We start from the raw sequence: 23,319 nt of genomic DNA on the forward strand, positions 1-23,319 counted from the left end.
CACCTCACGCCTGTTCGGGGATGGGAGAGGCCGGCATCGGGATGAAGCCCGGCAGGGCCTCCACCCGGGCGATCCAGGCCCGCACGGCCGGGTAGGGCGTGAGCGAGACGCCGCCCTCGGGGGCGTGGGCGACGTAGGAATAGCAGGCGATGTCGGCGAGCGTCGCCCGCTCGGCGGCGAGATACCGGCGCTCGGCCAGATGCCCGTCCATGAAGGTGAGGATCCGCGCCGCGGTCGCGTGCACCGTCGCCCGGTCGGCGCGGGCGCCGAACACCACCATCAGCCGGGCCAGGGCGGGCCCGGTGCGGACCTCGCCGGCGGCGATCGAGAGCCAGCGCTGGACTTCCGCGGCGGCCAACGGATCAACCGGCATCCAGCTGCTGTCCGGCGCGTAGCGCGCGGCCAGGTAGACCAAGATCGCGTTGCTGTCGGGGATCACCGCCGTGCCATCAGTCAGGACCGGGATCTGGCCGAGGGGATTGAGGCGCCGGAAATCGGCGGCGGCCCGCTGCTCCGCGCTGGCCACCTCGACGAAGCGATAGGGCAGCCCCAGCAGGGACAGGAACAGTTCCGCGCGGTGCGAATGGCCCGAGAGGCGCAGGCCGTAGAGGGTCAGGTCGGGGTCGGACATGGTCGGGGTCTCCAGCGAGGCCCGAATATGGCTCTTGCAAAGTGCAGCGATAATCCGGAACCTCTGGCACTCAGAATTTCAGCTTCTGAAGTGATCCATGGACCGGCTGGACGAGCTCGCCCTCTTCGTCGCGATCATCGATGCCGGCAGCCTCGCCGGGGCTGCGCGTCGGTCGCGTCGCTCGGCCGCCGCCGCGACCCGAGCCTTGGCGAGCCTGGAGACGCGGGCCGGGACCCGGCTGGTGGAGCGCACGACCCGGCGCCTGGCCCCGACCCCGGCGGGGCTCGAACTGGCCGAGCGGGCGCGCAGCCTGCTCACGGGCTACGACGCGGCCGTCTCCGGCGCGGCGGGCGACGCGGTGCGCGGCCTGGTGCGGGTCACGGGCCCGGTCCTGTTCGGGCGCAAGCACGTCGCGCCGATCGTGTCGGGCTTCCTCGACGCCTACGCGGAGGTGCAGATCGAGCTGGTGCTCGCCGACCGCAACCTCGACTTGGTGGAGGAGGGCATCGACGTCGCCCTGCGGATCGGGCAGCTGGCGGAATCCCGCCTCGTGGCTCGGCGGGTCGGGCAGGTGCGCGAGGTCGTGGTGGCGAGCCCGAGCTACCTCGCGGCGCGGGGCACGCCACGAACGCCCGCCGACTTGAGCGACCACGACACCATCCTGGGCATGGTCCGGGCCAATCTGCGCGAATGGCGCTTCGGGACCAACCGCGTGCGCCTGGCACCACGGCTGATCGTCAACGAGATCGAGGCGGCGCTAATCGCGGCCCGAGCCGGGCGGGGCATCGCCCGGGTGCTCTCTTACCAGACCGCCGAGGACATCGCCGCCGGTCGCCTCGTGCGCCTGCTCGCCGCCCACGAGCCGCCGCCGATGCCGGTCCAGCTCGTGACCCCGAGCCAGGGGCTCCGGCCCGCCCGGGTGAGCGCCTTCCTTGATTACGCCACCGAGGCCCTGCGAACATTGCCGGTGCTGCACGCGGATGAATCCAGATGACAACCGGTATCAGGCAGCCCGATGTGATCGCAAACGGGTCTTCGGCCCACCGCTCGGCATTGTCGCGGCCGGACTCTTGCTGAGGGATAGGCGGGCGCCCGTTCCGGCACGCGGTCGGGCACCCCGCCGGCCAGCTCGGACGGCGCCCCGATGCACGATCCCGGAGCCCGCCAGCCCATGCGCCTGCTCACCCCGATCCTCGCCGTGCTGCTCGCGATCCTACCCCCGGCGGCGCAGGCCGACCCGCTGACCGGCACCCTCAAGAAGATCAAGGACAGCAACCGGCTCGTGCTCGGCGTGCGCGATAGCTCGCCGCCGTTCAGCTACCTGGACCAGAACCAGAAGGTGGTCGGCTTCGCGGTCGATATCTGCCGGACGATCGCCGACGCCGTGAAGCGCGAATTGAAGATGCCGGGTCTCGAGGTCGCGATGGAGTTCGTGAATTCCTCGTCCCGAATCCCGCTGATGACCAACAACACCACCGATCTCGAATGCGGCACCACGACCAACAACGCGGAGCGCAAGAAGCAGGTCGCCTTCACCAACACCCACTTCCTCACGGCGACCCGGTTCGTCTCCCGGAAGGACCAGAAGATCGCCAGCCTGGATGATCTGCGCGGCAAGGTGGTCTCGTCGGTGGCCGGCTCGACCAACATCCTGATGCTGATCAAGGCCAACAACGAGCGCAAGCTCGGCATCACGGTGATCGCCGCCAAGGATGTGCCGGAGGCCTTCCTGATGGTCGAGACCGGCCGGGCGGCGGCCTTCGTGATGGACGACGTGCAACTCAGCGTCGTGGCGGCCCAGTCGAAGGATCCGGCGGCCTATGTGATCAGCCAGGAGACCCTGTCCGATCCGGAGCCCTACGGGATCATGCTGCGCCGGGACGACCCGGCCTTCAAGGCGGTGGTCGATAAGGCTACCGCGGATCTCTACCGCAGCCCCGAGATCATGACGATCTACGAGACCTGGTTCCTCAAGCCGGTGCCGCCGCGGGGGCTGACCTACAACATTCCCCTGTCCTCGGCGCTCCGCTGGGCGTTCGAGCATCCGAGCGACAATTCGGACCCGGCCTTCTACGTGCACTGATCCCAGTGGGGTTCCGCTCCGGGCAAGGAGATGCGATGCCGCATCGAGTTCCGCCCGCCCCGCGAATCCGCCCCATGCTCGACCGCCAAGAGCCGGCCCTCACGCCGCCCGCGACCCGCGCGCCGGAGCCGGCAGCCGGCTCGATCCCGCGCCTGATCGTCGTGCTGGCCTGCGCCGGGTTCGGCAGCACCTTCGCGCTGCGCTCGGTCGAGCCCCTGGTCGGCGTGCTGGCCCGGGACCTCGGCAGCGACGCCCACACGGTGGCGCTGCTCTCCACCGCCTTCGCGTTGCCCTACGCCTTCATCCAGCCGGTGCTCGGCCCGGTGGGCGACGCGCTCGGCAAGGAACGGGTGATGAGCGTCTGCCTGGCGGTGCTCGCCGGCGCCCTCGTCCTGTGCAGCCTCGCCCCCAATATCGGCGCCCTGTTCGGCCTGCGGATGCTGGCCGGGGCGGCGGCGGGCGGCTGCATCCCGCTGTCGCTCGCGCTGCTGGGCGACCGGGTCCCCATGGACCGGCGGCAGGTGGCGATCGGGCGCTTCCTGGTGGCGGCGATCCTCGGGCAGCTCACCGGCTCGACCTTCGCGGGGCTGATCGAGGTCGCGATTGGCTGGCGCGGCGTGTTCGCCGTGACCGCGCTGGTCGCCGCCATCGCCTGCGCCGCGACGGTGTTCGGCTTCGACCGCACCGGCCGCGCGCCCGCCCGCCGCCCGGCTTTCGGGCAGGCGGTGCGGCGCTACCGGACGATCCTGGCCAATCCGCGGGCCCGGATCCTGTTCTCCGCGGTGTTCATCGAGGCGATCGCGATCTTCGGCGTGTTCCCGCATCTTGCCCCGCTGATCGAGGCCCGCGGCGAGGGTGGCCCGCGCGAGGCCGGCCTGGTGCTCGCCGGCTTCGCCATCGGCGGCCTGCTCTACTCGGCCCTGGTCGGGCTGCTGGTGCGCCTGCTCGGCATGCCCCGGATGCTGATCGGCGGTGGGCTGATCTGCGGCGCCGCGCTCACCGTGGTCGGGCTTGCCGGCAGCTGGCAGGTGGATTGCGCCGCCCTGACCGCCATGGGGCTCGGCTTCTACATGCTGCACAACACCTTCCAGACCCAGGTGACCGAGGTCGCGCCGACGGCCCGCGCCTCCGCGGTGGCGCTGCACGCCTTCTCGTTCTTCTGCGGTCAGGCGCTCGGGGTCGCGGTCCTGGGCCAGGCGCTGCTGCAGCTCGGGCAGTTCGGGGCGCTCGCCGCCTGCGCGGTCACGATCCTGGCCCTCGGAATCGCCACCGCAATGGCCCTGCAGCGGCCGGGCCCGAAGATCGCCTTCTCGGATTGACCGGGCCGGTCAGGGCCGCGCCATCGCCAGCGCCTTGAGGTCGAAGGCGGGATCGGCCGCCTGCTCCGGGGTCAGCCGCGTGCCCGCCGCCAGCAGGCGCCGGGCGATCATGTGGTCGGCCGCCCGGTCGACCGATTCCACAGCGCTCAAGGCCCCGTCCCGGAAGCGGAACACCGAGAATGCCGGGCCGGAGCCTCGGACCACGCTGGCATCGCCGGGCCCGGACAGGCCGGCGATCTGCAGCTTGTGCGGGCCCTGGTCGCTCCAGAACCACGGCAGCGCCCCGTAGGCCGCCGGCTTGCCGTTGAGCCGCGCGGCGAGGCAGCGGCCCTGGTCGATGGCGTTCTGCACCGACTCGATCCGCACGGTGCCGTCGGGGCTGAGCCCGTGGGCGAACGGGCTCGGGAAGCGGACGCAATCGCCGATCGCCGAGATCGCGGGATCGGGCGTCGCCAGGAACGCGTCGACCCGCACCCCGTCCTCCGCCGGAAGACCGGCCTCCGCGGCGAGCTCCCGGTTCGGCAGCACGCCGATGCCGATCAGGATGAAGTCGGCGGGAAGCTCCCGGCCATCGGCCAGGGTGATGCCGGTGGCGCGGCCGTCCCGTCCGGTGACCGCCGTCACACCGGCCCCGAACGCGAAGCGCACGCCCATCGCCTCATGGGCGCCGCGGAAGAACTGCGCGATCTCCGGCGAGACCGCCCGGGCCATCGGCCGGTCGGCCGCCTCCACGACGGCCACCGACAGGCCCCGGGCGGCGGCCACGGCGGCGAATTCCAGCCCGATGAAGCCGGCGCCGATCACCACGATCGCCTTGGCCTCGTCGAGCGCCGCCCGGAGTGCGTCGGCGTCTGCGAGGCCGCGCAATTGGCGCACGTTCGGGAAATCGGCCCCCGGCACCGGCAGCGGCCGGTTGCGCGCGCCGGTGGCCAGAACGAGGTGGTCGTAGGGGAGGCTCTGGCTGTCCGAGAGCCACAGGCGCTGCCCGGCCCGGTCGATCGCGACGGCCCGGATCCCCGGCCGGTGGGCGATGGCGTGCTCGGCGAAGAAGCCGCGCTGGCGCAGGAACAGGCCCTCCGCGTCGGTCTTGCCGGCGAGATAGGCCTTGGACAGGGGCGGCCGCTGGTAGGGCAGGGCGGTCTCGTCGCCCACCAGGGTGATCGGGTCCCGGAAGCCGCCCTCGCGCAGGGAGGCGGCCAGCTGGAAGCCCGCCTGGCCGGCGCCGGCCACAACGATGCCGGCCGCGCTCATGCCTTGGCTCCGGCGGCGTCCGGCAACGCCACGCCCGGCAGCATGCGGGCGCCGTCGCTCATCAGGTAGGACCAGACCGCGGAGGCCGCCGGCCCCAGCACCTTGTCGGCCCGGCGCACCGCGTACCAGTCGCGCCGGATCGGCAAGCCCTTGACGTCGAGGAGGGCGAGGCGGCCGCTCTCGACCTCGGCCGCCACGGAATGCACCGACAGGAGCGCGATGCCGAGCCCGGCCATCACCGATTGCTTGATCGTCTCGTTGGAGCCGGTATCGATGTCGAGGAGCGCGCGCTTGACCAGGATGCCGCTCATGAACTCCTCGAAGACCGTGCGCGTGCCGGAACCCTCTTCGCGGAAGAAGAATGGCTGGTCGGCCAAGTCTTCGCGGGACAGGCCGGTCCGTCCGGCCAGCGGGTGGCTCGGGGCCGCGACGAGCACCAGCGGGTGCGGGCCGAAGGTCGCGGCCTCGATGGGGAAGTCCCGGGGCGGGCGGCCCATGACGGCGAAATCGATCTCGTAACCGCGCAGGGCTTCGACGGTCTGGCCGCGGTTGCGCACCGACAGGCTGATCTCGACGCCCGGATGCTTCTTGACGAAGCCGGCGATCACCTGGGGGGCGAAGTACTTAGCGGTGGAGACGACGCCCAGTGCGACGCGCCCGCCTTCCGCGCCGCGCAGAGTCCGCAGCCGGTCGGTGCAGGTCTCCAGAACGGTGTTGATGCTGTCGATCGCCCAGAGCATCTCGCGGCCGGCATCGGTGGGCTTGAGGCCGCCCGGGGTCCGGTCGAACAGCAGCAGGCCGGCCTCCTCCTCGAGCTGGCGGATGCGCGCGTAGAGTGCGGCCGAGGTGACGTTCAGCTCCTGGGCTGCCCGGGTCATGGTACCCAGGCGGGCCACCGCCGCCACCGCCTGGAGCTGCTTGAGGGAGAGATTGCGCATGGCGGAGGTCTCGTTTTTTTTGTCCTATGACACAAGATCCCCCAGAAATCTTGAGCGTGGCGTCTCCGGTTCTTGTCGATCGGGGCGCGCCGCCCGCTATCATGGTGATAGAGGGGTCGCTACAGACCCGGCGCGGAACGCGCGATCCCGGCAGGCGGGATCCCAGCAGGAGAGATAGGCCGATGGCAATTTCAGCAGCGATCGGGACGCCTCTCGAGACCTGCCTGGCGCAGGCGGTCGAGGCCAACCCGGCGTTGAAGGATGCGGCCGCGGTGATCCGTGCGATCGCGGGCTCGGCGGTGGAGATCAGCGCCCTGATCGGGCGCGGCGCGCTCGGCGGCGACCTCGCGGCGGCGGGTGATCACAACAGCGACGGCGACGTGCAGAAGGCGCTCGACGTGATCGCGCACGAGAGCGTGACCGCCGCCCTGCAGGGCGCCCCCGTGGCCGAGGTCGCCTCCGAGGAGGCCGAGGAGGTGATGCGGCTGAACCCGGACGCGCCGCTGGCGGTCGCTATCGACCCGCTCGACGGCTCGTCCAACATCGGCGTCAACATGGCGGTGGGGATGATCTTCGGCATCCGACCGTCGATCAAGGATCCGGCCAACCCGCTGGCCTCGTTCACGACCCCCGGCACCGCCCAGATCGCCGCCGGCTTCGTGACCTACGGCCCGGCCACCGCGCTGATCCTGACCCTGGGCGACGGCACGCAATCCTACGTCCTCGACCGCGCCGAGGGCGTGTTCCGCCTGACCAGCCCGGCCATGTCGGTCCCGGCCTCGGCCAAGGAATACGCGATCAACGCCTCCAACGCCCGGCACTGGGACGCCCCGGTGAAGGCCTATATCGAGGATTGCCAGCGCGGCACCGAGGGGCCGCGCGACAAGGATTACAACATGCGCTGGCTCGCCTCCCTGGTGGCCGACATCCAGCGCGTTCTGACCCGGGGCGGCGTGTTCCTGTATCCGGGCGACGCCCGCAAGAACTACGCCCGCGGCCGCCTGCGGCTGCTATACGAGGTCGCCCCGGTGGCGATGCTGGTCGAGCAGGCCGGCGGGGCCGCGACGGACGGCCAGACCCGCATCCTCGACCTGGTCGCGACCGGGATCCACGAGCGTGCGCCCCTGGTCTGCGGTTCCACCGAAGAGGTCGATTGCGTGGCCACCTACTATGCCGGCGGCAAGCCCGATGCCGGCCGCTCCCCGCTGTTCGGCCAGCGCGGGCTGATGCGGTCATAGACGCAACGCAAAGTCCAAAACCATGTCGGCGCGGCACCCCATCATCTCGGTGACCGGCTCCTCCGGGGCCGGCACCACCTCGGTGCGCAACACCTTCGAGCAGATCTTCCGCCGGGAGGACGTGCGCGCGGTGTTCATCGAGGGCGACGGCTTCCACGCCTTCGACCGGGACACGATGCGGGCCATGATGGCGCGCGAGCCGACGCTGTCGCATTTCGCGCCCCGGGCGAACCTGCTGCCCGAGCTGGAGGCGGTGTTCCGCAGCTACGCCGAGAGCGGCACCGGCCGGACCCGCCACTACGCCCACGACCAGCACGACGCCCGGGCCTACGGCATCCCGGAGGGCAGCTTTTCCCCCTGGGAGGACTTCCCGCCGGATTCCGACCTGCTGTTCTACGAAGGCCTGCACGGCTGCGTGGCCGACCCGGATGTCGACATCGCCCGCTACGCCGACCTGAAGATCGGCGTCGTGCCGGTGATCAACCTCGAATGGATTCAGAAGCTGCACCGGGACCGGTCGTTCCGCGGCTATTCCACGGATGCGGTAACCGACGTGATCCTGCGGCGGATGCCGGATTACGTGCAGACCATCTGCCCGCAATTCTCGTTCACGGACATCAACTTCCAGCGGGTGCCGACCGTCGACACCTCGAACCCGTTCATCGCCCGCTGGATCCCCACCGCCGACGAATCGATGGTGGTGATCCGGTTCAAGGATCCGAAGGGGATCGACTTCTCCTATCTCGTGTCGATGATCCACGACAGCTTCATGAGCCGGGCCAATTCCATTGTGATCCCGGGCGGCAAGCTCGACCTCGCCATGCAGCTGATCCTGACGCCGATGATCATGCAGCTCGTGGAACGCCGCCGCCGTCTGGCGTAATCTTCTGGGATGGGGCCTCCCTGATTGCAGGGAGGGGGGCGCCTCCGTCGTTTCGGAATGACGGAGCCATGCAACTTGCCCTTGGTCCTGCACCGGTCCCTCAGCCAATCATTCCCCGCCGTCATTGCGAGCGCAGCGAAGCAACCCAGGGCAGCGTGCGCTCCCAAGACGTGGCGGATCACTGGGTTGCTTCGCTGCGCTCGCAATGACGATCCTGGCTACCGACAGAGCCGAGCCGGAGGCCGGGCAACGGGAGCTGGCGGGCGGGAAGGTCGACCTGTTCGAGCCCGTGGCCGACGCGGTGAAGCGCGAGGTCGCCGAGGAACTCGGCATCGGGATCGAGCCGGACAAGCACGACGGCCTGGACTGGTTCGCCCTGGAGGCACCGCCCGAGCCCCTGACGCTGGCAGCGAAGACCGCCATCGGGCTCATCCGGCAGGGCCAAACGCGGGGGTAGGAACCGCCGGCGAGGCGACGTAAACGGGGCGAAACCTGTCGGCCTCTATGCGCGCACGCCCGATCCTGGATATCCCATGCTCCCTCCCGTCATCGCCCCGTCGATCCTGTCCGCCGATTTCGCCCGCCTCGCGGAGGAGACCCGCGCGGTGGCCGAGGCCGGGGCCGACTGGATCCATCTCGACGTGATGGATGGCCACTTCGTGCCCAACATCACCTTCGGCCCGCCGGTGGTGAAGGCGCTGCGCTCCTACACCGACACGTTCTTCGACGTGCACCTGATGATCGCGCCGGCCGACCCGTATCTCGCGGCCTTCGCGGAGGCCGGGGCCGACGGGATCACGGTCCATGCCGAGGCCGGGCCGCATATCCACCGCTCGCTCCAGACCATCCGCGACCTCGGCAAGCGCGCCGGCGTGGCGCTCAATCCCGGCACCCCCGCCGCCCTGGTCGAGCCGGTGCTCGATATGGTCGATCTCGTGCTGGTGATGACCGTCAATCCCGGCTTCGGCGGCCAGAAATTCCTCAAGAGCACCATGGAGAGCGTCGCGCGGATCCGCGCCATGGTGGCCGGCCGCGACATCCGCATCCAGGTCGATGGCGGCATCGATGCCGAGACCGTGAAGGCGGCGAGCCGCGCCGGCGCCGACACGTTCGTGGCCGGCAACGCGGTGTTCAGCGGCGGTCCCGACGCCTATGCGGAGCGCATCGCGGCGATCCGGGCCGGCGCGGAGGGCGCCTCCGGCCGCGACCTCTCGTGCTGAGGGCGCTGATCTTCGACGTCGACGGCACGCTGGCCGAGACCGAGGACCTGCACCGGCAGGCCTTCAACCGCGCCTTCGCGGCGCTGGACCTGCCCTGGCGCTGGGACCCGGCGCTCTACGCCGACCTGCTCACCGTGATGGGCGGCAAGGAACGGCTCAGCCACTACATCGATACGCGCCATCCCGGCGAGGCCGCGTCCTTCCACGCGCAGGCCCCCGAGATCCACGCCCGCAAGACGATCGCGTATGGCGATCTGATGGCCGAGACCGGGCTACCCCTGCGCCCGGGGATCGCCCGGCTCGTCGCCGAGGCCCGGGCTGGCGGCCTGCGGCTGGCCATCGCCACCACCACCAGCCGGCCGAATGTCGATCGGCTACTGGCGGCGAACTTTCCGTCCTCCGACGCGCCCTTCGCGGTGATCGCGGCCGGCGACGAGGCTGACCGCAAGAAGCCCGCCCCCGACGTCTTCCTGCTGGCGCTCGACCGTCTCGGTGTGCCGGCCTCGGAGGCGGTGGCCTTCGAGGATTCCGCCCCCGGCATCGCCTCGGCCCGCGCCGCCGGCCTCCCGGTCCTGGCGACCCGAAGCCGCTACACCGACAGCCATCGGCTCGACGGCGCCTTCTCGGCACTCTCCGACCTCGGCGAGCCGGGTCACCCGCACCGGCACCTGGCCGGGCTGGAATGGCCGGACCGGGTGGTGACGCTGGCCGCGCTGAGGGATTGGCACGCGGGATTGCGCTGAGGCGGCGATCCATCGTCTTGCACCGAGCGCGATGCTCACGCCTCCCGTTGTTTGGTCGGGATCGTTCAAGCGGTTCGGGCATCTCCGGCATGGACCGCCGAACGCGAGGCCTGGATCGTAGCGGGGCAGGGGGAGACCCGGGCATCCGGCACGGCTTCAAGCCGTCATCGGCCGCGTTGCCGCGCGCTTCCGCACGCCCGAAGGTGAGGCCGCCCGGATCAGGCTTGGTCCCGCGCGGGCTCCCGGCGATGCCGGATCGGAGAGTAAGGGTGGGCGAAAAGCCCCGTCCGGTTCTCGGATGACAAGTTTCCAGACCCCATCCGATCAATCATGAATGCCGGTTACACGGACGCGTTTCTGTATGAAGTTGTAACCCGATTGCCTTAGTAATAAGTTTTTGCGATATCGCGATCATTATTATCGGATTTTGAAGATAAAATTGGATCACAAAATTCTAGACATGAGCTCAGCTTAGATTTATACGAAGGTATCTACTGAGACGGACGGCCGACCATGCCTAAAATAACGATTCGCATGCTGCTCATGGCGATCGTCTCGCTTGTCGGTCTTCTGGCTATCGTCCTGGCCGCCCTGCAGGTCGGTGAAAACAGGAGGAAATCCGATATCGCGACGCAGGTCGCCCAGCACATGGCGATCGACCGCGACCTCTTCGCCAGCCTCAACCAGCTTCGGACCGAGCGCGGATGGACCAAGATCGCGCTTCTGGATGAAGCCGATGCTCTCCGCCTCCATCGGCAGACCGCCCTCGAGGGGCGCGCCGCGTTCGACACGGCGGTCAATGCGGCCCTGGCCGAGCTGGGCGACGTGCGCGACGGCGCCCTCAAGGCCAAGGGCGTCGACCTCCAGGGTCTCGTGGACGCGTGGAGGCGGTTGCGTCCGGCCGTGGACGCGGCCTTCAATGTGCCCGTCGCGGCGCGCGACCTAGCCCTGGGCACCAAGCTGGACGAGCTCTGCGACCGTTTCCTGGCCGAACTCGAAGCCGCATCCGACATGACCGAACGGACGATCCAGGCGCTCGACCCCGCCTTCGGGAGCTTCATCGATGCCCGGGCGGCGACGTGGCTCTCGCGGACGAGCAGCGGCCGGACCGCGTCCCTGGTCGGCGAGATCATGGCCAGCGGTCGTGTCCCCACGCCCGCGGATGCGGTCCGGTTGAATGCCGCCGAGACGGAGACCCTCACGGCCTGGCGGGTCGCCGAGCGCGTGATCGCGATCGGAGATTTCGACGCCGCCGTGAAGGACGCCTATGCCCGCGCGAAGGCGGCCCAGGCCAATCCGCAATGGGTCCAGGTTCAGGCGTCGGTCGCGGCCGATTTCGCGGCCGGCCGCAAGATCTCGGTTCCGAGCGCGGACTGGGATTCGGGGATCTTCGGCCGCCAGAAGGCGGTCTCCGAGGCGGCGGCGGCGGTCATCGGCTCTGCCGTGGACAAGGCGCGGGCGGCCGCCGCCGAAGCCCGCCAGGACCTCGCCCTCGCCGTCACGGCGATCGTGTTCGCTGCCGGATTGGCCGTGCTGGCGATCCTGATCGTGCAGTTCCGTGTCGTCCGGCGGATCGTCGGCCTGGCGGCGGCCATGCGGCGCCTCGCCGACGGAGAGCTCGGGACGGAGGTGCCCGGCCTCGATCGCCGGGACGAGCTGGGGTCCATGGCCGGGGCCGTGCAGGTGTTCAAGGACAACCTGATCCGGACCAAGGCCCTGGAGGCGGAAACCGCCGAGGCCCGGCGCGTCGCCGAGGAACAGCGCCGGGCGGCCACGCGCCAGATGGCCGATGCGTTCGAGCAGGCCACCAGCGGAATCGTCGGTACACTCTCGACCTCGGCCGGGGCGTTGCAGGCCACCGCGCAGACCATGGCGTCCACCGCGGCCGATACGGCGGAACGCTCGACCACTGTCGCGGCCGCCGCCGAACAGGCTGCGTCCAACGTGAACACGGTGGCGGCGGCCGCCGAGGAGCTGGGTGCCTCGGTGCAGGAGATCGGCCGGCAGGTCTCGGGCTCGGCCGATCTGGCCCGGACCGCGGTGGGCGAGGCGGACCACACGGCCGCACTCGTGACCGCGCTCACGAAGAGCGTCGCCAAGATCGGCGAGGTGGTGGGCATGATCTCGGGCATCGCCGCGCAGACCAACCTGCTTGCGCTCAACGCCACGATCGAGGCCGCCCGGGCCGGGGAGGCGGGCAAGGGCTTCGCGGTGGTGGCGTCCGAGGTCAAGGCGCTGGCCGACCAGACCGCCAAGGCGACCGACGAGATCGGCCATCAGATCGGCCAGGTCCAGGGCGCGACGGGCGAGGCCGTGACCGCGATCGGGCAGATCGCCGCCCGCATCCGGGAGATCAGCACGGTGTCCGCCTCAATCGCGGCGGCGGTGGAGGAGCAGGATGCGGCGACCCAGGAGATCGTCCGCAATGTCGGTCAGGCGGCCTCCGGCACCGGCGAGGTGACCCGCACCATCACGGGCGTGGCCGGGGCTGCGGAGAAGACCGGCGCGGCGGCGGGCGATGTCCTGGACTCGGCCTCCGAGCTGTCGCGCCAATCGGAGCGGCTCACCGCCGAGGTCGGGCGCTTTCTCGCCACTGTCCGGGCGGCCTGAGGCGGGATCCGCCCCGCACGTCCCTGTACGGAGCGCTTGCTGGAGCGGCCGCCGCGGCATTGCCCGCATGGGTCGGAGGATCGCGCGGGCTGACGGGTGAAGCCGCTTAGCGCCGGCGCGCCTCCGGCCGCCCCTTTGCTTCGGTGGCGAACAGCATCGAGCCGGCCACCGCGCCGAGCAGCGTGGCGATCCCGAGCTTGAACCAGCGGCGATCGCTGGCCCGTGCGGTTGTCACGGGATGGCTGTGTTCAGTCCGGCTCGACATCGGGTTTCCAGCTGCGGATGTGCACCAACGTCCGGGGGGCGCGATCTTTCCCTTGTCGTAACGATCGGTTGGCGCGTTGCCTCGTCGGAAGCCGGCGGCCTATAACGCGGCGACCTCACAGCCGCGACGGCGGGGTCCCACACGCCCGCCCGCGCCAACGAACAAAGTCTCACGCAACATGGCAGGCCATTCGCAGTTCAAGAACATCATGCACCGGAAGGGCCGGGTGGACGCGGTCCGCTCGAAGGTGTTCGGCAAGCTCGCCCGCGAAATTACCGTGGCGGCCAAGCTCGGCACGCCGGACCCGGCCATGAACCCGCGCCTGCGCGCCGCGATCATCGCGGCCCGCGCCGAGAACATGCCCAAGGACAATATCGAGCGCGCCATCAAGAAGGCCGCCGGTGCGGAGGGCGAGAACTACGAGGACATCCGCTACGAGGGCTACGGCCCCGGCGGCGCCGCGCTGATCGTCGAGGCGCAGACCGACAACCGCAACCGCACCGCCTCGGATGTGCGCTCGGCCTTCACCAAGTCCGGCGGCAGCCTCGCCGAGACCGGCGCCGTGGCGTTCATGTTCGACCGCGTCGGCGTGATCGGCTTCCCGGCGAGCGTGGCCGATGCCGACACGATGCTGGAGGCGGCGATCGAGGCGGGCGCTGACGACGTCAGCTCCAGCGAGGAGGGCCACGAGGTCGTCTGCGCGCAGGATTCCTACGGCGAGGTCGCCAAGGCCCTGGAGGCCCGCTTTGGGGAGCCAACCCGCACCGGCCTCATCTGGAAGGCGCAGAACACGATCGATGTCGACGACGAGACCGGCGAGAAGCTGATCCGCCTGGTCGAGGTGATCGAGGACCAGGACGACGTGCAGCACGTCTACGTCAACTTCGCCCTGTCCGAGGCGCTGATGGCGAAGCTCGAAGGTTAAGCGCCTCGGTTCGCCAGCTCGGCGCCGAACCGCTCCTGCACGTAGGCGTCGAGCGAGAAGCTGTCGTCCGGCAGCTGCGCCATGAAGCGCTCGGCCACCTCGGTCAGGACCAGGTCCGGTTTCGCCCGGTCGATGTAGGACCAGTCGAGCGACGTGTTCCAGACGAAGTGGACCTCGCGGAACGTCTCCGCGAGCAGGATCGTCAGCATGTATGGCATGACGTGCGAGAACGAGTCGCCGAACAGCGCCAGGCGGCGCGGATCGGTCGCTTTCGCGTTGCCGTAGACGACGTTGGCGCCGACATGGAGCGTGTGCAGCAGGCCCGCCTTCTCGCGCGCCTCAACGATCGGGCTGGCATAGGTCCGTACCGCGTCCTGCTGGATCCGATAGGCCCGTGACGGCGCCCGGCGGGGCGGGTCGAAGGCGCTGCCGAGATCGCCATCGTGGTCGATCTGGGTGAAGGGCCGCTTGCGCAGATCCGCCCGCGGCTCCGCCCCGAAGGCCCGGCAGATCTCGGCATAGGCCAGGTAGCAGCCGTCGAAGCTCCAATGGGTGTCGGTCCGGCAATAGAGGTCGGATGCGTCGCGAGCCGCGCGCATCGGCGTGACCAGATCGATGCAGGTCTCTCGCCAGCGCTTCCGCCGGCGCCAATCCGCGTAGAGACCGGTGAGGCCCCGCCGCCATAGGCTGCCGAGCGGCGGCTCGGTGTGGAGCAGCCGGCAGGCCGGTGAGGCCTCCGGCGCGATGGCGATGCCGTCGAGGCGATGGTCGTAGATCAGCAGCTTGTCCGGCGCGACGACGTGGCGGTAGCGGATGCCGAGCGCGCGCAGCCGGCGCTCCCGGGTCGCCACGAGGCTGCGCCAGCTCCAGATTAGGTCGGTGGTCTCCTCCGGGCGCTCGAACTGCCCGAGGATGTCGTTGGTCCCGGTCTTCAGGAACAGCCAGCCGTCCCGCCCGACATGGATGTGATCGGTGTTGCTCGACGCCATGACGCACTCGGGAGGACGATCGGGAATTCGGCAGCAAGGCGCAGGATGCGGTCCCGGCCGCCGGACGGCAGGGTGACGGGCACTCGATATACGCAGCCGGCAGGTCCCGTCATGTCCGCCTCCGCCAAGCCCCTCCCCAACGCCGCCGGCACACCGCATAATGCGGCCATGGCCGCTCTCTCGACTGCCAATTCCGAGGATGCCGAGCGTTGGGCGGCGCTCGCCGCCCGCGATGGGCGGGCGGATGGCCGCTTCGTCTACGCGGTCCGCACCACCGGCGTGTATTGCCGCCCGAGCTGCCCCTCCCGGGCGGCAAGGCCCGAGAACGTCACCTTCCACGCGACCTGCGCCGACGCCGAGGAAGCGGGCTTCCGGCCTTGCCGGCGCTGCCGGCCGGACGAGCCCGGGCTGGCCGAGCGCCGGGCCGAGGCCGTGGCCCGGGCCTGCCGCCTGATCGACGCCGCCGAGACGATGCCGCCGCTGGCCGACCTGGCCCGCGCCGCGGGCCTGAGCGCCTTCCATTTCCACCGGGTGTTCAAGGCCGCCACCGGGGTCACCCCGAAGGCCTACGCGGCCGCCCGCCGGGCCGAGGCGTTGGCCGCCGGCCTGCCCAAGGCGGTCAGCGTGACGGCGGCGCTCTACGAGGCCGGCTACGGGACCGCGAGCCGGTTCTACGCCGACGCCGCCGGGCGCCTGGGCATGGCGCCCGCCGTCTATCGCAAGGGCGGCCTCGGCATCCGCATCAGGTTCGGCGTCGGCGCCTGTTCCCTCGGCGCGATCCTGGTCGCCGCCACCGAGGCCGGGATCTGCGCGATCCTGCTCGGCGACGAGCCCGAGCCTCTAGTCCACGACCTCCAGGACCGCTTCCCGGGGGCGGAGATCGAGGGCGGCGACCCGGATTTCGAGGCCTGGATGGCCCGGGTCATCGGCCTCGTCGAGGCGCCGGGCACCGGCGTCGACCTGCCCCTCGACATCCGCGGCACGGCGTTCCAGCAGCGCGTCTGGGCGGCGCTCCGGGCGATCCCGGTGGGCGCGACCGCCACCTACGCCGACATCGCCCGCGCCATCGGGGCGCCAACCGCCATGCGGGCCGTCGCCCAGGCCTGCGGGGCGAACCATCTGGCGGTGGCGATCCCGTGCCACCGGGTGGTCCGCTCGGACGGTGCCCTGTCGGGCTACCGTTGGGGCGTCGCCCGCAAGCGCGCGTTGCTGACGCGGGAGGCGGGGGGCTGATCGCGCGGCTCAGCGCCGGCCACCCCCGCCGGGTGGGCCGCCGAAACCGCCCGGTCCCCCGAACCCGCCGCCGGGGGCGCCCGGGCCTGGGCCGCCTGGAGGACCACCGAAGCCGCGGGGCGGGCCGAAACCGCCGGGGCCGTCCGTGCCCGGGATGCTGCCCGCGCCGGGGCGGGTGTCGATCGTGGGGCCGTGGGAATCGCCGAGGCCGCCGAACGGGCTCCGGCTTCTGCCCGGCTCTGTACCGAGCCGGCCGGGCCGCTCGCGGGGCATCTCCGGCAGGTCGGGCAGCTTCTGCAGGTCGAGGCCGTCGCGCTCGCGCTCGAACCGAGGCGATCCCGGCCGCCGGGACGGTTCGGCGGGGATCCGGTCGTCGACCCGGAGCCGCCCCAGGGTAAGGCCGCCGTCCGGCGCGATGTCGGCGGTGAGCACCCCGTGCACGCTGCCCTGGCGCGGCACCCGCAGCCCGGCATAGCCCGACACGACGAGGCCCGATCCGAGATCGAGGCCGGCGCCCGCCTCGGCCCGGCCGATATAGGCCTCGATCGACACCCGCCGGATGCCCGGGGGGAAGGGGAGCCCGACCTCCGGGGTGTTGGTCACGTCGAGGAGTCCGGGTTCGGTCACGCCGGTCACCATCGCGCGCCGCCCCGGGGGCAAGGCGTCGGCGCCCTTCAGGCGCAGGCCGCCGATCGCCAGGCCCCCGCCCGCGTCGCGCCGCACCGGCCCGGCGACGCGGTCCGGCCCAAAATTGCGCGGCTCGATCAGGCTCGCCACGATCACGCCGTCCGGCCGGCGCAGGCCGCTCACCGCCACCCGGGTGCCGGCTTGCCAATCGCCCGTGAGCCCGGTCGTGACGACCCGCTGGCCGAGCACGATGATCCGTCCCGGGGCGACGGAGTCCACCCGCCCGACAACCTCGCTGATCACGTCGATCCGGCTTGTGCCGAGGCCGCCGCGCTCCGGCCGGGCGACGACCTGCACGACCTGGCCGATCTTCAGGTCCGCGGCCTTGGCGGGTTCCCCGTCGATCCGCACCTCGACCTCCGACGGGTAGGCGATGCGCAGGTCGTTGACGATGATCGAGCCGAACCGGCGGATCGTGCCGATCACCCCGGTGCCGCCGATGCCGCGGTCGCCCTCGCCGAGGGGCCCGTCCTTCGGCTCGTCGGTCATCTTCATGCCGGTGCCGCCGATCCCCTGATCGGGCGGGCTCTCCTGGGGCCGGGCGATTCCGGGCAGCAGGGTGGCGGCGCCAGCGAGCAGGCGCAGGACGGATCGGCGGTTCGGGAAGGCTCGCACCGGCCGGCCTCTCAGCGCCCGTCCGTGGGCCGGGCCGGCGGTGCGGCCTCGGCGTAGACGTAGAGGCCGAAATTCCAGCGGTGCGCGCCGCCGGGATCGGTCGCGCAGGCGGCATGCGCCTCGCGGTTGGCCTGCTGCAGGGCCGCCATGGCGATTTCGCGCGCCCGCGCCTCGAGCTGGGCGGCGAGTTCCTTGGACAGTCCGTCATAATGCACGGCCCGCTCGAGGAAGCGCGGCGTGTCGCCGAGGATGTTGGCGACGCTCGCCGCGATATGGTCGTGCAGGTTGCGGCCGAAATAGTAGAGCTGCGGCTCGGCCCCGCCGTCCCCGCGCGGCACGTAGGCGGCCTCCGCCAACACGATCCGGTCCTGCGCATCCGTGAAGGCGAGCCCGCGGTCGAGCCACTCGTCGAGAACCGCCCGGGGGCGCAGATCCCGGGTCACCCCGGCGACCAGGGCCTCAAAAGAGGGCGTGCCCGCGTCGGCGGTGCGCGGCAGCGGCAGGGGCTGGCCCTGCGGATCGGTGAAGGCCGGGTCGGCGATCCAGCGTGCGATGATCCGACTCGTGCGCGAGACCACGGCCGGCACGGCGCTCACCGGCGCGCCGGCGCCGCGCAACCGGCGCACCTCCTTGCGGTGGATGCCGGTGAGCAGGGAGACGCGGCTGTCGGTCTGCTCCTTGCCGGGCAGGGCGAAGTCGTGCTCGGCCACGTTGACGTAGAGCTCGCGCAGTAGGTCGGTGAGCGCCGGGAAGGTGAGGCCGCGGGCAACGAGCAGGCGCACCAGCGGTCGCAGCAACCGCGCGAGCGGGGCGTGCAGGGCGGCGCCCTCCGGTCTGGTGTCGGCACTCTCGGACATGGGGCATCGTTAGCGGATGGACTGTGGGAGACAATCCCACAGGCGGCGGATCCGCGTGCGGGCGTCCGGATTTCTGATTGACGTGGGAATTTTGCACACGTAATTAGACTGCGTGGTCAAATTTCCCACAGTTCATATGGGGCGCAGAGGATGCGGATTGAGACGTGTAGATTGGTCGCCGAACCGTTGCCGCCGCTGACGCTTCTGCGAACGATGTCCCGCCGGTCTCCTCTGGTCGATCCGCTCCTGCGGCTCCGGCGCATCGCCTATCTCCTTGCTGCACTCGGACTGCCGGCCATCGGCATCGCCGCCGCGGATACGGTCCACGGGATCTGTGGAACGAGAATGTTTCGGACCGCCGCGATCCCGCCGAGCGGGGGGGCGACCCTTTCCGGCGCCGTCGCGCGCCTCCGTGCTACGGAGGCCGCGGTTGCAGAGACGGTAAGCGCGGACAGGCGATCCTGAGCATGACAGTTCATCGCCTCGGCGATCGGGTCCGGCAGCCGCCCGCCTGCGGCGGCGGGCCGATCCTCGATCTCGCCCTCTGCCTGATCCTCGCCGTCACCGTTGTGGGCCTCCTGCTCCTGGCGCTGTGAGCCGGCGCGTCACACGAACAACAGATTACAGCGCCGGTGCTCCGGGCCATTACAGTGCCGGCAAACAGGATGCGGGGCGCGCGCAGGTCGAGACCGGTGCGAAATGCGGATCCGGAGCAATAACTGCAACGACCGATCTTGACGGTATCACTGCGTTCGGTCGCTATGCGAGACGTTCGGCTTCGCGAATCCGTCCGCCGCCCGGGGAGTCCTCGGCGGGCCGGGAAGGCGCCCGCCAAATGCTGCGCCGCGGACGCGGCGCGGCGTCAGCAGGCAGAAGCGACGCAGGATCGGCCGTGATTGTTCTCAGCCCGAAGGCCGTCGCGACGGCCCTGTTCGCCCTCGCACTCACCGCCGGCGCCGCATCGGCGCAGGAAATCGTGCCGCCCGGGCCGTCCGGACGGGGCGCGTTCCTGATCTACGGCAATTTCTGCGGGCCCGGGAATCGCGGCCCCGGCTATCCGCCGATCGACGCGCTCGACCGCGCCTGCGCGCATCACGATGCCTGCTGGCCCGACCCGGATTCGGGCCTGATGCCGAGCTGCGCCTGCAACCGCCGCCTCGAGGTCGAGGCGGGTCGGCTCGCCCGCGATCCGCGCGCCCGCGCCGAGACCCGGCAGGCGGCGCAGTTCATCGCGGAATTCGCGACCGCGCTTCCCTGCGCCGAGGCGTCGTCGGCGCAGGCGCACTGATCAGGCGGCGTCGGCCGGGTTGGCCGCCGCCTTGGGACCGCCCTTGGCGACGCCGACCAGGGCCGGCCGCAGCACGCGCTCGCCGATCACGTAGCCGGTCTGCACGACCTGCACGACGGTACCGGCCGGAACGTCGGGGTTCGGAACCTCGAACATGGCCTGGTGGCGGTTCGGATCGAACTTCTGGCCCTGCGGCTCGACGGGCTTCACCCCGTGGCGCTCCAGGGTCTTGACCAGATCGCGCTGGGTCAGCTCGATCCCGTCGATCAGCCCCTTGAGGGCGCCGTCCGCCGAAGCCTTCGCGTCCGCCGGCACGCTCTCCAGGGCGCGGTGGATGTTGTCGGCCACGTTGAGCACGTCGCGGGCGAAGTTCGTCACCGCGTAGGCGCGGGCATCGGCGATCTCCCGCTCGGTGCGCCGACGCAGATTCTCCATCTCGGCCAGCGTGCGCAGCATCCGGTCCTTGAGCTCGTCGCGCTCGGCGGTGAGCAGGGCCAGCGCCTCGGCGACCGGATCGACGGACGCCCCCTCGGCGGGCTTGCCCGCAGGCGCGGTATCCTGGGCCGCGCTGGCACCGGCCTCGACCGTGGTCTGGCGCTGGTCATCCTGGGACATGTCGTTGCTCGTCATCACGTTTCAGTCGTCGACAGGGATGGGTGGAAGGTTATCGGATTCGGCGCTGATATCTGACCCGGAGCGGCCGAAATCAACCCGCACGCTCACGCCTCGCGCGGTGGCGGCGCGGCGACCAGGGCCTCCAGGCCCTCGGCCCTGAGCATGGCGACGTCGCCCGCGAACACGTCCAGCATCGCCTTCCGGATCGCGGCCTGCCGGTCGGGCTGCGTCACCCGGGTGCCGGTGAGATCGGTGACGTAGAAGACGTCCACCGCCCGCTCGCCGAAGGTCGCCACATGCGCCGAGGTGATGTTGAGCGAGAGCCGGCCGAAGGCCGTGGTCAGCTCGTAGAGGAGGCCGGGCCGGTCGAGGCCGGTCACCTCCACCACGGTCTCGCGGGAGGACAGGGCGTTGTCGATCCCGACATCGGGCGGCACCAGGAAGGTCTTGGCCCGGGCGCTGGTCGGCGGGTGCTTGTCGGCCACGAGGTCGGCGATGCGGATCTCGCCCTTCAGGGCGCGCTCGATCGCCGCCGTGATGCGCTTGGTCCGGCGCAGCTCGTCGTCGTCGCGCTCGAAGGCCCGGGAGATGAAGATCGTGTCGAGGGCGAAGCCGTCGGTGGTGGTGAAGATCTGGGCGTCGACGATGTTGCTGCCGGCCGCCGCGCAGGCGCCGGTGATGATCGCGAGCAGGCGCGGGTGGTCCGGCGAGTAGATCGTGATCTCGGTCACGCCGCGCACCGGGTCGAGCGCCACGTCGGTGGCGCTGGTCCGGCCCTCGCTCAGCACGTCGCGCAGGAAGATCGCGTTCTTGATCTGCCGGGGGCTGTCGACCTTCAGCCAGTAGGCCTGGCCGTGGCGCGCCGCGTAGGCGTCGAACTCCTCGGAGGCCCAGCCGGGCAGCTGCTCGCGCAGGCTCATCTGCACGAGGCGCACCCGGTCGGTGCGGGCGATCTCGGAATGGCCGCCCGAGAGGAACACCTCGGTCTCGTCGTAGAGGGTGCGGACCAGGGTGCCCTTCCAGGCGGTCCACACGCCGGGGCCGACCGCGCTGATGTCGGCCACGGTCAGGATGGTCAGGAGCTTGAGCCGCTCCAGGCTCTGCACCACCGAGGCGAAGCGCTCGATCGTCTTGGCGTCCGAGAGGTCGCGGCTCTGTGCGGTCATCGACATCAGCAGGTGATGCTCGACCAGCCAGGTCACGGTCTCGGTCTCGGCCTCGGTGAGACCGAAGCGCGGGCAGAGCTTTTCCGCGATCGCGGCCCCCGCGATCGAGTGATCCTCGGGCCGGCCCTTGGCGATGTCGTGCAGCAGGATCGCGACGTAGAGCGCCGTCCGGTTGTGGATCGTGTGCACGAGGCGCGAGACCAGCGGGTAGGCCTCCTCGGCGCGGCCCGATTCGATCGACGCCAATATGCCGACGGTGCGCAGCAAGTGCTCGTCCACCGTGAAGTGGTGGTACATGTTGAACTGCATCATTGCGACGATGCGGCCGAAATCCGGGATGAACCGGCCGAGCACGCCGGCCTCGTTCATCTCGCGCAGGGCCTCCTCGGGGGCGTTGCGCGAGGTCAGGATGTCGATGAACAGCCGGTTGGCTTCCGGATCCGCCCGCAGGGTCGGGGTGATGAGGCGCCGCGAGCGGTTCGCGAGCCGCTTGGCGTCCGGGTGGATCGCCAGATTGTGCCGGTCGGCCAGCCAGAACAGCCGGATGAGGTTGACCGGATCGCGCTCGAACGCGTCCTCGGCCCGCAGGTTCACCCGGCCGTGGTCGATCCAGAAATCCTCGGCCTCGATGGCGGTGGCGCGGAACCGGTCCCGGAACCGGCCGATCCAGCGGTCGAGCACCGGCGTGCGCTTGGCATGGCGCGCCTCCAGCTCGGCGCAGACGATGGCGGTGAGATCGCCGACATCCTTGGCGACCCGGAAATACGCCTTCATGAAGCGCTCGACGCCGGACAGGCCGCCGCGGGCCTCGTAGCCGAAGCGCTCGGCGATCCGCGGCTGCAGGCCGAAGGACAGGCGCTCCTCCGACCGCTTGGTGACGAAGTGCATGTGGCAGCGAACCCGCCACAGGAACTCCTCGCAGCGCTCGAACAGCGCGTATTCCTCCGGGGTGAACAGCCCGGCGCCCACGAGCTCGATCTGGTCGCGCACCCGGTAGGTGTACTTGGCGATCCAGAACAGCGTGTTCAGGTCGCGCAGGCCGCCCTTGCCGTCCTTGACGTTGGGCTCGACCAGGTAGCGCGAGGAGCCGGCCTTCGAGACCCGGGCGTCGCGCTCGCGCAGCTTCGCGTCCACGAACTCGGCGGCCGAGCCGACCACAAGCTCGGCGTCGAAACGCGTCACCAGCTCCTCGAACAGGATCCGCGTGCCGAACAGGTAGCGCGCCTCCAGGAGCGCTGTGCGGATCGTCATGTCCGCCTTGGCCTCGCGGAGGCACTCCTCCACGGAGCGGGTGGCGTGGCCGACCTTCAGCTTCAGGTCCCACAGGACGTAGAGCATCGCCTCGACGACGCTCTCGGACCAGGCGGTCTGCTTGTAGGGCAGCAGGAACAGTAGATCGATGTCGGAGCCCGGCGCCATCGTGCCCCGGCCGTAGCCGCCGGTGGCGACCACCGCGAGCTGCTCGCCGGTCGAGGGGTTGTCGTTGGGGTAGAGCTGCCGGACCACCGCGTCATGGATCGTCCGCACCACGGCGTCGGTCAGATTCGACAAAGCCTGCGCGCAGCGGAGCCCGTTGCGGTCATCGAGCAGCTGCGCCTCGGCGGCGCGATGGCCCTCCTCGATAACGCGGCGCAGCTCGGGCACGAGCAGGGCGCGCAGCTTGGTCGGCTCGCGGGCATCGCGGTCGAGGTTGTCGAGAACCGTTTGGAGGGCGGCGGCGGGATCGAACATGCCCCCCGTTAGCATGATATGCCTACGCCGCC

The 23,319-nt window shown here is 70.8% G+C and carries 22 protein-coding genes; 13 read left to right on the plus strand and 9 right to left on the minus strand.

The window, feature by feature from the left end; genetic code table 11:
• Positions 1–4 precede the first annotated feature (4 nt).
• Positions 5–631 carry a glutathione S-transferase gene (locus tag AKJ13_RS14160; RefSeq protein WP_050733921.1) on the minus strand — a complete coding sequence of 209 codons (627 nt, stop codon included), beginning with the start codon at positions 629–631 and terminating at the stop codon, positions 5–7.
• Between the two features lie 97 nt (positions 632–728).
• On the opposite strand from AKJ13_RS14160, the gene AKJ13_RS14165 reads away from it, so the two are divergent.
• The 3 genes from AKJ13_RS14165 to AKJ13_RS14175 all read left to right on the plus strand — a co-directional run bounded on the left by AKJ13_RS14165 (position 729) and on the right by AKJ13_RS14175 (position 4,033).
• Complete coding sequence (locus AKJ13_RS14165; protein ID WP_050733922.1) at positions 729–1,625, plus strand: LysR substrate-binding domain-containing protein; 897 nt, start codon at positions 729–731, stop codon at positions 1,623–1,625.
• Between the two features lie 177 nt (positions 1,626–1,802).
• Positions 1,803–2,714: an amino acid ABC transporter substrate-binding protein gene (locus AKJ13_RS14170; protein WP_050733923.1), complete on the plus strand. Its 912-nt coding sequence runs from the start codon at positions 1,803–1,805 to the stop codon at positions 2,712–2,714.
• A 74-nt stretch (positions 2,715–2,788) separates the two neighbouring features.
• Complete coding sequence (locus tag AKJ13_RS14175; protein WP_244471602.1) at positions 2,789–4,033, plus strand: MFS transporter; 1,245 nt, start codon at positions 2,789–2,791, stop codon at positions 4,031–4,033.
• Positions 4,034–4,042: 9 nt separating this feature from the next.
• On the opposite strand, the gene AKJ13_RS14180 is transcribed toward AKJ13_RS14175, so the two are convergent.
• Entirely contained in the window at positions 4,043–5,284 is a 1,242-nt protein-coding gene (locus AKJ13_RS14180) for an FAD-dependent oxidoreductase (protein ID WP_050733924.1), read from the minus strand.
• The gene (locus tag AKJ13_RS14185; RefSeq protein WP_007565705.1) at positions 5,281–6,222 is read right to left on the minus strand and encodes a LysR family transcriptional regulator; all 942 of its coding nucleotides are present in this window, start codon (positions 6,220–6,222) and stop codon (positions 5,281–5,283) included. The genes AKJ13_RS14180 and AKJ13_RS14185 overlap by 4 nt, the downstream gene beginning before the upstream one ends.
• Before the next feature lie 182 nt (positions 6,223–6,404).
• Here AKJ13_RS14185 and AKJ13_RS14190 point away from each other — a divergent pair, with 182 nt between their 5' ends.
• The 6 genes from AKJ13_RS14190 to AKJ13_RS14215 all read left to right on the plus strand — a co-directional run bounded on the left by AKJ13_RS14190 (position 6,405) and on the right by AKJ13_RS14215 (position 12,916).
• Entirely contained in the window at positions 6,405–7,460 is a 1,056-nt protein-coding gene (locus AKJ13_RS14190) for a class 1 fructose-bisphosphatase (RefSeq protein WP_007565703.1), read from the plus strand.
• A 22-nt stretch (positions 7,461–7,482) separates the two neighbouring features.
• Positions 7,483–8,343 (plus strand): phosphoribulokinase, encoded by an 861-nt coding sequence (locus tag AKJ13_RS14195; protein WP_050733925.1) that lies wholly within the window; start codon positions 7,483–7,485, stop codon positions 8,341–8,343.
• Between the two features lie 205 nt (positions 8,344–8,548).
• On the plus strand, positions 8,549–8,800 hold the full coding sequence (locus AKJ13_RS14200) for an NUDIX domain-containing protein (protein ID WP_050733926.1): 252 nt from the start codon (positions 8,549–8,551) through the stop codon (positions 8,798–8,800).
• A gap of 76 nt (positions 8,801–8,876) precedes the next feature.
• Positions 8,877–9,563, plus strand: coding sequence for a ribulose-phosphate 3-epimerase (gene rpe / locus AKJ13_RS14205; RefSeq protein ID WP_050733927.1), 687 nt, complete (start codon positions 8,877–8,879; stop codon positions 9,561–9,563).
• Positions 9,557–10,306, plus strand: coding sequence for an HAD-IA family hydrolase (locus AKJ13_RS14210; protein ID WP_050733928.1), 750 nt, complete (start codon positions 9,557–9,559; stop codon positions 10,304–10,306). The genes rpe and AKJ13_RS14210 overlap by 7 nt, the downstream gene beginning before the upstream one ends.
• A gap of 534 nt (positions 10,307–10,840) precedes the next feature.
• Positions 10,841–12,916: a HAMP domain-containing methyl-accepting chemotaxis protein gene (locus AKJ13_RS14215; RefSeq protein ID WP_244471603.1), complete on the plus strand. Its 2,076-nt coding sequence runs from the start codon at positions 10,841–10,843 to the stop codon at positions 12,914–12,916.
• A gap of 106 nt (positions 12,917–13,022) precedes the next feature.
• Here the strand turns inward: AKJ13_RS14215 and AKJ13_RS31875 are convergent, their stop codons facing one another.
• Positions 13,023–13,181, minus strand: a complete 159-nt coding sequence (locus AKJ13_RS31875) for a hypothetical protein (RefSeq protein WP_160320602.1) — start codon at positions 13,179–13,181, stop codon at positions 13,023–13,025.
• A gap of 178 nt (positions 13,182–13,359) precedes the next feature.
• On the opposite strand from AKJ13_RS31875, the gene AKJ13_RS14220 reads away from it, so the two are divergent.
• Positions 13,360–14,106 carry a YebC/PmpR family DNA-binding transcriptional regulator gene (locus tag AKJ13_RS14220; RefSeq protein WP_007558666.1) on the plus strand — a complete coding sequence of 249 codons (747 nt, stop codon included), beginning with the start codon at positions 13,360–13,362 and terminating at the stop codon, positions 14,104–14,106.
• Here the strand turns inward: AKJ13_RS14220 and AKJ13_RS14225 are convergent.
• The gene (locus tag AKJ13_RS14225; protein ID WP_050733930.1) at positions 14,103–15,095 is read right to left on the minus strand and encodes a hypothetical protein; all 993 of its coding nucleotides are present in this window, start codon (positions 15,093–15,095) and stop codon (positions 14,103–14,105) included. The genes AKJ13_RS14220 and AKJ13_RS14225 overlap by 4 nt on opposite strands.
• Before the next feature lie 168 nt (positions 15,096–15,263).
• On the opposite strand from AKJ13_RS14225, the gene ada reads away from it, so the two are divergent.
• Entirely contained in the window at positions 15,264–16,328 is a 1,065-nt protein-coding gene (gene ada, locus AKJ13_RS14230) for a bifunctional DNA-binding transcriptional regulator/O6-methylguanine-DNA methyltransferase Ada (RefSeq protein ID WP_050733972.1), read from the plus strand.
• Between the two features lie 9 nt (positions 16,329–16,337).
• Here the strand turns inward: ada and AKJ13_RS14235 are convergent, their stop codons facing one another.
• Together AKJ13_RS14235 and AKJ13_RS14240 are read right to left on the minus strand one after the other, a co-directional pair.
• Positions 16,338–17,630 (minus strand): DUF5666 domain-containing protein, encoded by a 1,293-nt coding sequence (locus AKJ13_RS14235; protein WP_050733931.1) that lies wholly within the window; start codon positions 17,628–17,630, stop codon positions 16,338–16,340.
• An 11-nt stretch (positions 17,631–17,641) separates the two neighbouring features.
• Positions 17,642–18,487, minus strand: a complete 846-nt coding sequence (locus AKJ13_RS14240; RefSeq protein ID WP_050733932.1) for a DUF6502 family protein — start codon at positions 18,485–18,487, stop codon at positions 17,642–17,644.
• Between the two features lie 467 nt (positions 18,488–18,954).
• Here AKJ13_RS14240 and AKJ13_RS33085 point away from each other — a divergent pair, with 467 nt between their 5' ends.
• Positions 18,955–19,083, plus strand: coding sequence for a hypothetical protein (locus AKJ13_RS33085; RefSeq protein ID WP_280137111.1), 129 nt, complete (start codon positions 18,955–18,957; stop codon positions 19,081–19,083).
• Between the two features lie 296 nt (positions 19,084–19,379).
• Positions 19,380–19,775, plus strand: coding sequence for a hypothetical protein (locus tag AKJ13_RS14250; protein WP_050733934.1), 396 nt, complete (start codon positions 19,380–19,382; stop codon positions 19,773–19,775).
• Here AKJ13_RS14250 and grpE read toward each other — a convergent pair whose 3' ends face one another.
• Entirely contained in the window at positions 19,776–20,390 is a 615-nt protein-coding gene (gene grpE / locus AKJ13_RS14255; protein ID WP_007558684.1) for a nucleotide exchange factor GrpE, read from the minus strand.
• A gap of 104 nt (positions 20,391–20,494) precedes the next feature.
• Positions 20,495–23,287: a [protein-PII] uridylyltransferase gene (locus AKJ13_RS14260; RefSeq protein ID WP_050733935.1), complete on the minus strand. Its 2,793-nt coding sequence runs from the start codon at positions 23,285–23,287 to the stop codon at positions 20,495–20,497.
• Positions 23,288–23,319: the final 32 nt, after the last annotated feature.

Origin of the sequence: Methylobacterium sp. ARG-1, assembly GCF_001262595.1 — a bacterium.
Classification (GTDB): Bacteria; Pseudomonadota; Alphaproteobacteria; order Rhizobiales; family Beijerinckiaceae; genus Methylobacterium; species Methylobacterium brachiatum.